The sequence below is a fragment of the Methylovulum psychrotolerans genome (assembly GCF_002923755.1).
Classification (GTDB): Bacteria; Pseudomonadota; Gammaproteobacteria; order Methylococcales; family Methylomonadaceae; genus Methylovulum; species Methylovulum psychrotolerans.
This window is the reverse complement of record NZ_PGFZ01000005.1, coordinates 327147-334445: the sequence shown is the minus strand read 5'-3', so window position 1 is coordinate 334445 and position 7299 is coordinate 327147. Positions and strand designations below refer to the sequence as shown.

Here is a 7299-nt window from a genome sequence, read left to right as displayed (position 1 = left end):
ATCTGCCGATTGACAACAACCCCGTGGAAAACTGCATCCGGCCCATTGCGTTGGGCAAGAAAAATTGGCTGTTTGCCGGCTCCGAACGTGCCGGGCAACGTGCCGCCGCAATCCAAACCTTACTGGGCACGGCCAAGCTTAATGGCCTAAACCCGGCGGCATGGCTGAAGGAAACATTAGAAAAACTGCCCGTGTGGCCGAATAGCCGCATTGATGAATTGCTGCCTTTGACCCCCGAACAAATAACGGCGATTAAACAAAATTTACCTGAAAAGGCAACGTGGTAGGAACACGCGTTTACGAAGCATCTTGCTAATCAGGATATTATTTGGTTGAGCGGAAAGTTTTGCTCTCGTCAGCCAACCACTGACTAATTCTCAATTTGTGCGACTCTAGAGATTTTTCTCGGTCATTCTCCCAAATACTTCTTTTAACCCCTCTAATAATCCCTAACGAACCAATATTTTCTTGAATTATTGCTCGAGCTTTGCTGGATGCTACCACCAACCAACCTTCGCCAGTTATTTCTCGAGTGCGTGGAGGTTGACGGTCGATTGGGCCATCCTGCCATCGGCGACTTTCAACCATGATTTGTCCAGCATCATCAACCCACCGGAAAAGCCCATCCTTAGATAGATGCCATCCGATCTGAATCGCGACGACCGGATTGAAAGCCAGCCATTTACAGGAACCGACCAGTTCTTGCTGCGAATATCCATGCACTACCAGCGATGGTAACATTTCGGCTCTGGGTAATACTGGATAATCCTTTGCCTTCCATTCATGTTTGTTTGGAAAAAAACTGTATGTACTGAAGTCGTCATCGGGCGACACCGGCCAATCAGGGTGGCAGGCCATAGTAAGCCGTAATTCCGTAGGCACTTTCCAATTCCATTCCTTAAAACGTGTTAATTCTCCTACTACTACAAAGCCATCATCTAGGTAATCCACGAAAAAACTAAATGCCTCTTCTGTGCCATTGACCCATTCGTCACGAACCCCATAGCTTTCAGGCATATTTGGACTTTTTATCGATTTTGGACGAAGTTCTGGTTCAACTCCAGCCAATCGCCAATCGTAAAGAAATAGCCAATAATTAACCACGGATATAGCTTTGTCGTCAAGTAATCCCACATCTGCCAATTCCGCAACAACCTGACTGATAGCACGCTGGGCCACATGAGGACGTTGTCTGTTGTAAACAAGCTTTAATTCAATATTGCTTAGCCAATCCCTCATGCGTTTTTCTGCCGCACTATTCCAATCTGACGCTGGTTTAATGGATCGCATTAAGATTGCAGTTCTTTCCAAGAGATTTTCTATAGGTATTTCTGTTATATGGCTCAGTAATTCGATTACTTCTTGATGCGGTCGAATCATTTCGAGTGGGTCACTCGAATCCGGCAATGTTTCCCCTGGATGTATTGCATGATGGGGTACGGCAGAGTCATAATTACCGAGTGGCGGAAGTTTCAGAGTATAAACCAACGGCAGTTTTGTGAGTTCATCTTTTTCTGTACTGACCGGCTTAATCTCCAATAAATCAGCTAATTGCTCCGCCATTCGCCGCACAATAAAATCCTTAGATTGGCAGAGATCGAGAATAGGAAAGAAATATTCTTTGGCTATTGGCGTCCCTTGACGCCAAGCACTATCCAACAATGCAAGCCCTTGAACGACGCCGATATGTTTATCTTTCAGTAATGAAAATATCGAGCATTTTGTTGCCTCAGGGGCAAGTCCTTGGACAAGGATTTCGCTCAGTGCGTAGTGCACCTGATCTCTTACTTCGTTGATCGGCAGCTTGGTCGCCCAAGAACAAACCGATAGTAATGCTTCTTCAATTGTGCACTTATTCACCGCTACTAACTGCGGAAAATCTTCTGCTAGAGAAAATTCGGCGAGTTGGAAGATATGTTCACGGAATTCCGGCCATAATTGGTTCCACGGAACATTCTCAAACAGTATGTCGGTGAGTTCTTCCCAGTTGTTAATAAGATTAACTGGATACCGGAACTCCGAAGTGTAATCATCAAGCAATGTTTTCAAAGCTTGAGGACGCCAACGTTTTGGATCAATGGCTATTAGGCCCCCGAAAGCGGTTTGCCGTATGCCGCCATCCCAATGAGAATCCCATCCCGACGCTTTACTTTGTTGTAACATCGGCTCCAACAATGTGAGCGCTTCCGAGGCATGTCCGAGTCGATGCAAGCGCAGGGCGAATTTATTGCGCAAGGCGTCTTTCGACAAATAAGATTCCCATCGCGTCAACATTTGGCGTATCTGGTCGGCGGAAAAACTCTCAATTAACGGTTCCAGCAACGAAGGCCATGGAAAGTAGTCTGTTTTCTCTATGGATTCGAATAGGATTATAAGCTGCTCATAAGAGCCAACCATAACCTTTGCTTCTTCCACGGTGATTTTTCTACCATCTTTCAATATTAGGAAGGAACTACTGCTGTCCTGTTCACCAAGATTATCGAAATATTGCTTTTCGAACTGACTCGCGTCACCACCTGAATGACGTATTCCAGCGATCAATGCCCTCCACCATGAAGGCCTCTGATTTGGCCAAGCTTTCACCAGCAATGTTTGGCTAAGATCATCGATTAAACCATGAGTTAGCTCCGATGGAACCAGCTTAAAGCAAGCCGCAGCCAATTCAATTGCCAAAGGCTCATAGAGATAGGGTACAAAAGGTATGTAGAGGTGACGCGTGAGGTTCATGATAAGTTCTATTGGGGGCTGTTTCGAGCGAAGTGCTCCCAATAAAATACCGGCCACACCAGTATCAAAGTGAAGGCCGCCGTTTTTCCACAGCCATTCACATAGTTGCCAACTCTCACTAGGATTAATAGTCATGGCTAACGCCAGTAACTCAATCGCTGCATCTTGAGTTCCTCTTCCGCGATTGGCCTTTTCCAGGATTAGGACTGCGGCGGCGAAATGATGCAACTCATTCTCTACGAGTTCAGGAGCTGAAGAGGCTACTTTAGTTAATACTTCGACCCACTGCTGCAATTGTCGATCTTTGTCATGGTAAATGCCAAACGATCCTTCCAACATTCGTGGAATTAAATCCTGTGCCCTGTCAACTTCACCGACTTCGCACCACGACAGAGCAAGCTCGTTGAAAATTTCAACCCTTGCGTGTACCTCGTCCCATACGCCAATTTCTCGTTGAAGAGATTCCAACCGTTGGATGAATCGCGAACGTTGGTCACCATTCCGATAAAGGATCAAAGCAATTTTGTGGCGTTGGTCCGTTGACCAATATTTTTTGGTGCTTTCTGATGCCCAAAGCTTTTCGAATTCGTCGCTTAAAGCCAGTATTGCTTCATCGCCGTGTGCGGCTGAGGCACTAATCATAAGGTCGAAATAATCGTTTGCAGCACCTTGAAACTCATACCAACCAGTCCACTCTTTAGTTTCTTTCCAGCTACGTTGATATAGCCTGAGCGCCGAATGTAATATGCGGACTATTTCGCTACCGGATAACTTTTCTTTGCGTCTTGCCTTTCCCCAGAGCTGGCTAATTATCACCAAATGCCTTTCAAATAAAACGTTGCCTCTCTCCTTGGCATCCAGGGCATCTGGTACAGCGGCGACAGGAGAGATTTCTATACCTAATGTTGCCAGCAATCTATTCAAACGAATCCGTTGAATAAAAGGCGCAAGTTTTTTCCATTGACTGCCAGACCAGCTGTAAGTCTGTGGCTGAGAAACACCTGATATCCACTGGCAAGCATTGTTAAAATCGTTGCGAATATTTACTAAATGTTCGCAAAGCGATAATCTTTCCGTATCATCTAATTCTGCCACCTGTTCAGCCCAGTCAATAATGCGCTCCAAAGCTTGGTCAGCAGCGGGATTAGTTGAATGAAAGTGGCAAAGATTAAAATCCATTCGTAACAATAAGTTAGAACCATCGGAAAGATTGGCAGCCAGACCTTTAAGTTCGCTCCACAACGCAGGGTTATCTTTTTGCGCAATTGAGTCGGCTAAAAGTACGCGCATATTAGACCGGAGCTCTTGAGAAATGAGATTCAGGTCAGAATCTGGAAAAACCGGATTATTCTCGGCCACTAGCGCGTCAATGGCTTTGAATACTTCTTCCAGTGGTCTGAAATTATGCGCGCACCTAACCCAGTTTTTTAACAGGTCGCTTTTTCCTAGGGTCGTTTTCACTGGTTGCGATCCGCTCAACCAATCTAATGGTTCTGCCGCATCAAATAAAATTCGTGCCGCCTCTATATCGCCAGTGTCGAGTAATTTTCGGCAAAGACGCAAAGCATTAGACTGATCAATCCTTAAGTGATTACCGTCCATAACGTAACCAAGTACGGCACTAACTCCCTCAATGGATAATAAAAGCCTTGGAACATCTACTTGCTCTAATGCTTGCCCTCTCTCCCTGAGTTCATGCTCGATTAACAATAGTCTAAACAAAGCAACGGTATCCATTTGTTCGCGGGCCGCTCGTAAAGCTAGTGTAATATCCTCAAATATCTCTTGCGACGAGCGCAAAGCATAAAATTGGCGGCGAAAATATCCTTGTGAAGCAAGGTTTAACGCATTGGCCCATTCTTCCGCACAGGCATGATGGTATAAGGGTTCCCAGATTTGCGAATCCATTGCATCTTGCCTTGCTGTGAATTCTGCCAATTGGCTGTGATACTTGCGGTTCAACGAGACATCGTATTCCTCCAACAAATCCCGCGATGTCCGGTCAATCAAGAATTGGCGAAAGCTATTGTGGAAAAAATGCCAACGGGAAGTCGTTTCCTCACGGAAATAGAAACGCGCCTGCCTCAATAATGCCTGCACTGGTTCATTTCCAACCCATGACGCAATGATTCGGGGATCGAAAGGTACGCGGAGACGAGCAAGTAATGCCAATAGTTCTTTGAGAGGGGTGTTTCTCTCAATACCTTGCCAATAGATTTCATAATCCCGGTCGATATGTCCTTGATAAGGGTTAGTTGTTGCCAATATTTGCGCTGTAACGAGCGGATCACGAACCCCCGTAAGCATTTTCAACAGATAGTTCAGGGCCAACGGGTGACCGGACGACAGGCGATAAGTCTCTTCAATTTGCTCAGCCGTGGGCGGAACGAGCAAGCCAACGGATTCGACTATGCTGAATACGGCTTTCCGATCGAGAGGCGCCATCGTCACAAGTCTGTTTTTTTCCTTAAGTTGGGCCTTGATGGCTGGCGAGAGCCCAGCCAGTTCTAGGGTCTGACTGCCCAAAATGAATATCACCCCATACGGCATAGTTTCTGGATGTGGAAAGTCGTGAAGTAAGCTGCGGTCGGGTTTTTGTTCCCTTTCAATGTGGTCCAGACCGTCCACAAGGATAATGGTCAGTATGGATTCGGTAAGCCATCGTTCATGCAACTCTGCCAGTTGCCGATGAAGCTTGCCGAGGAATTCTTCACGGGTTTTTGCTTGATCGTTACCGCCACGAATCCCCTGTGATTGAAGGGCTAGAACGACATCGTTCAGAAAATTGGAAGCCTCGCCTCTGCCTTGTAGCGGGCTGTCAGGAACAAAGGCGTAATAGCGCACCAAACGACAGCCTTTACGGTAGCGTAGAGTGTGGGTCAGCGTAGTGGATTTTCCTGATCCAGGAGTACCTAAAACAGCCAAATAGCCTCGCGTGTATCCATTCAATGCTGATTCTAGCTCGTTGACTGTGACAGAAATCGGCTGATAGAGGCGATTAATTGGAAACTCGTGTAGGAAGCGTGGTTTGAAGCGAGTTTCCCAGTCGAGGCCATCAAGCAAATGATCCCTGTCGATGCGAATCACTCGTTGGTCGGCACCGACGCATCGAAACAAGAAGGCAGCCAATGTTTTGAGGTCTTCGTATCGGCGAAGTGTTTCCCGATTAGGATTCGCCGTGCATTCGGAAATCCTATAGGCCAATTCCAGTTCGCAGTCCTGAGCAAAGACCATAAATTCCTGTTCGACAAATCCGCTAGCCTCAATTAATCCATCAAGTGCGGGTTTCCAACCTGATGGACACGCATTTAGACCCCGCTTGATCCAAGTCCGATCTGTCCAGCAATCAGTCAGAAAGCCTTGCAAGTTGGCTTTGGACACCGTACCCTCATCATGAGGAATAGTGGCTTGGGGGGCACCAATATCCCGCGATACCAGATGAACAACTACTCGACTTTCAGGATTCAATACTCTTAACCTGTTCCAGCCTCCAGAAAGTTGTCCAATTAACCCGTGACTTTTATTATCACCTGGATCACCCTCCCCAGTGGTCAGATCATTGAAAGAGAGGGAGCCAACCTGTTCTCCCCATTTAATCTGGTAAGCATCAATTTTGCCTGGTGTCGCAATCTGGATGTCGTCGACTCTGCCCGCCGCCGGATCTGCCAAGGCGACCCATTCCAATTGCCCCGCCAACAGGGCAGTATAGATTTGTTCGGCGGCAATTAAATATTGGGCGGAGTAACCAACAATAGCCGCACGTTCACCGGAAGAGGAAATGTGATTTGACATTAGAATGTAGAGAAAGGGAATTCAAGAACGAAATTTCGTCAATTATTAATTAGGGCATTGGAGCATTTCAATTTTTTTATGAGCTGATCACTAGTGCTGACATATTAGTACCAAAATGCTACTATATAGTAGCATTTTATGTCGCTAGGAATGAAAATTCTTTTTCTAAACATTCTAAATAACACTATACTCAAAATTAATTTCACCAATTCTCCATTAAAAAATTATTTAGGAATTAATGCGTATTAATGAGATCTTGCTTAAAAAATAAAATTCTTGACCCTCATTATACCATAAGCAACCTATTGAAAAGTAAATGTTATATTTTTATTAAATTCAGTTTCAAAAAAATTTATTATTAAAAATCAATATTTTACAATAATGTATGCGAAATGTCGGTTATAAAATATAACGGGGGGTGGGGTAAAGGAAATTATGTTACCCACCAACCTAGTTCCGCCCTAATTGCGCCCTAATTGCGCCCTAATTGCGCCCTAATTGCGCCCTAATTGCGCCCTAGTTGCGCCCTAGTGCGCCTCAGTTGCGCACGGCTTATTCTTACGGGGGTTGGCGGGAATGGTAAGCGCGAAAAGTGGCGTTTTTTTAGTGGAGTTCGGTGGATGCAAGGCGACGGAATCCGCCGTTTAATCATCCGGTTGACAGCGGTGTGTGGCTTGGCGGACAATCTTATCCGCATATCGTGATTCCAGGCAGGGGTCATCAGGCGGCGCCAGTTCAGCGCCTTAAACGACGAATAAACAGTCAGGGCTTAAGTCAGTG

At 45.8% G+C, this 7299-nt stretch carries 2 protein-coding genes; one reads left to right on the top strand and one right to left on the bottom strand.

Annotated features, from left to right (window positions below; genetic code table 11):
* Window positions 1–287: transposase domain-containing protein (locus AADEFJLK_RS13435; RefSeq protein WP_146054593.1), on the top strand; the 287-nt coding region annotated here is incomplete at its 5' end.
* A 37-nt stretch (window positions 288–324) separates the two neighbouring features.
* Here AADEFJLK_RS13435 and AADEFJLK_RS13430 read toward each other — a convergent pair.
* Window positions 325–6519, bottom strand: a complete 6195-nt coding sequence (locus tag AADEFJLK_RS13430; RefSeq protein ID WP_103974617.1) for an NACHT domain-containing protein — start codon at window positions 6517–6519, stop codon at window positions 325–327.
* Window positions 6520–7299: the final 780 nt, after the last annotated feature.

Coding starts and splice junctions, on each gene's coding strand:
- AADEFJLK_RS13430 (WP_103974617.1), bottom strand. CDS start 6,519: ATGTCAAATCACATTTCCTCTTCCGGTGAACGTGCGGCTATTGTTGGT.